This window comes from Pseudoflavonifractor sp. An85, assembly GCF_002161235.1.
In the GTDB taxonomy this organism is placed as follows: domain Bacteria; phylum Bacillota; class Clostridia; order Oscillospirales; family Oscillospiraceae; genus Enterenecus.
In genome coordinates this window covers 1-2,188 of record NZ_NFHE01000075.1, presented here as the reverse complement: position 1 = coordinate 2,188, position 2,188 = coordinate 1, and the positions used below count along the sequence as shown (strand labels likewise).

The 2,188-nt window shown below is 59.7% G+C and carries 4 protein-coding genes; all 4 read right to left on the bottom strand.

What is annotated here, in order from left to right:
- Nucleotides 1–89: 89 nt before the first annotated feature.
- Nucleotides 90–644, bottom strand: coding sequence for a hypothetical protein (locus B5G37_RS14290; RefSeq protein ID WP_143482991.1), 555 nt, complete (start codon nt 642–644; stop codon nt 90–92).
- A gap of 180 nt (nt 645–824) precedes the next feature.
- Nucleotides 825–1,157, bottom strand: a complete 333-nt coding sequence (locus tag B5G37_RS14285) for a hypothetical protein (RefSeq protein ID WP_143482990.1) — start codon at nt 1,155–1,157, stop codon at nt 825–827.
- A 238-nt stretch (nt 1,158–1,395) separates the two neighbouring features.
- Entirely contained in the window at nt 1,396–1,986 is a 591-nt protein-coding gene (locus tag B5G37_RS14275; protein WP_087258918.1) for a hypothetical protein, read from the bottom strand.
- Nucleotides 1,983–2,188: hypothetical protein (locus B5G37_RS15615; protein ID WP_204217956.1), on the bottom strand; the 206-nt coding region annotated here is incomplete at its 5' end. The genes B5G37_RS15615 and B5G37_RS14275, both read right to left, overlap by 4 nt.

Genomic DNA, 2,188 nt, shown 5'->3' with positions numbered 1-2,188 from the left:
TTTCCACATCAACCAGAGGATAGTAAAATACCCCAGTACGGCGCTCACCATGGCGCAACCGATTAAGAAAAGGTTAACCAGTACGATACTCATTCGTTTTCCTCCGACTGCTCATTCTTGCCGCCCTTGCGAATGCGGCGGACAGGGACGAGCTTGACGTTGCGCCCGCCCTTGGCTCCGATTGTGCGGGGGTCGCGGGCCTCGATGACGCGATAGCGGAATATCTCGGAGTTGACGACTTCGGTCACGACCACGGTGTCGCCTGACCTGATGACAATATCGCCGATGTTGAGTTTGGAGGCGTTGTCGATTTCCTCGTCGCACTCCTCGGTCTCGGCCTCCGGCTCAGCGGCCTTGGCGATGTTGAGTGCGATCAGCTCGGCGATGTCCTCGCCGTAGGGTGCCCACTCGGTGTAGACCCTGCCGTTCTCAATGAAGGTCTTGGTCCAGCGGGTGTAGGCACGGGAGTTGGCTACACGCACCACTTCGCCGTCGGCGTCGATGTAGGAGCAGCGGCGCACGTTGCCAGACTTGTAGAACTCCACATCGAGGCCGATAAGGTCCTCCAAGGCGTCCACGCTCAGATAGAAACGGGTGATGCCGCTGCGGGGATTCCTCCACACACGGGCCTTGTGTTCGTCCACAAGCCGTTGGGCGGCCTCCTCGGAGACTATGGTGGTCGATTCGTGATAGCGGTCCATCTTGGTTCCTTTCTTTATGGAATACTATCATTGTAGCATGGTAGTCGGACGGCGGTGGTGGCGTGTCGTGGATATGGAAAGACCCCGGCGAATCGCCGGGGTCATAGAAGCGCCAGCAGCGGGTCAGCGCACATGGAACCGCGCCTTGAAGTCCCACAGGTCACGTCCGTGGTGCTTGTGGGATTCCAACCGGTCCACCTTCACGCGCAGCCCTTCGGAATGGTACCTTTCACGCAGCGCCTTCCGCGCCGCCGTGGACTCCGATGCGCAGCGGTCCAGCGGATACCGGAAGGCCCGGCCTTCGCACCGGGCCTCCCACTCACGGTTCCCAATATCATATTCCACCGTGATCCACGTCACGCTGCCCTCGCCATCCATCACCGCCATCACGTCCTCCTTCCAATAGGGACGGCCCCGGCGTCGGGCTGGGGCCGTTCGGTTGCTGATTCTCACCATTGCGGGTCCTGCGCCGAGTCCGACAGGTTGCGGAGCGCCCTGTGCAAGGCATCATGGGTCCCATACCTGCGGGCCTGCCGGACGGCTTCAGCCGCCACCACCACCATCCCTCCGATGACGAAGGGCGAGGCGGCAACGGCACTTTCCACCAACGCCGAGATCACTATGGTTCCTATTCCACTCATTTTTGCTCCTTCCTCAATGGGTGCCCGGCCCCGCAGGGCCGGGCGGTCGGCACTTAGCGCTTCTCCTCACGTTTCCTGTTCTTGCATTCCTCACAATCACACGGTTCGGACGCGCTGACCGCCTCCCACAGTTCACGTTTCGTGTACTCATGCTCCATGTGCGTGTCAGTGACGAAGCTGCGCCAGCCGGGCTTGTAGTCCACCCAATACCCGTCGTCGCCTTCCGACCAAATTTCCTCGATGCGGTCACTATATTTGCTCATGCTCTTCGGCAATTTCATATTTAATTCCTTTCCTCTATGGGTGCCTCGGACTACACCCTCAATTCGCACCTCCGGCGTCCTGGCGTTCTCGCCTATATTCCTGAACTCGTCGGACTGGCCGTCGTAGATGTACCAGTAGGCTTCCTCCGGGGTGAGCTGGCGGCGTTTCCGGGTCTCGTAGTCGTCGCCGTAGAGCCGCGCATCGGTGCCGTAGGCATACCGGCGGTCGTGCGTGCAGGCGACCTCGGCCTTTTCGCACAGATCGCACCAATGATAGATGCCGTCCGAGGCCATGACCGCGACCTTGCCGCCGCAGTAATCGGTCTCGGTGACGCTGACGTTGCCGAGGGTGAGGGTGTCAATGGCCTGTTCCTTAATCATTTCTGCTCCTTGCCGGGGTTGATGGGTGGTGCCCTATCCTTGTTGGATACTATCATTATAGCATGATAGTAAGACAGCAGAGATGGCGTGTCGCTGACATAAAAAAGCCCCGGTATGAAGCCGGGGTCGAAATAGCACTTTTCAGCAGCGTCCGTAGCGTCCGATGCTGATTTGAACGGCGGAGTCCCCGGCGATGCAGGGG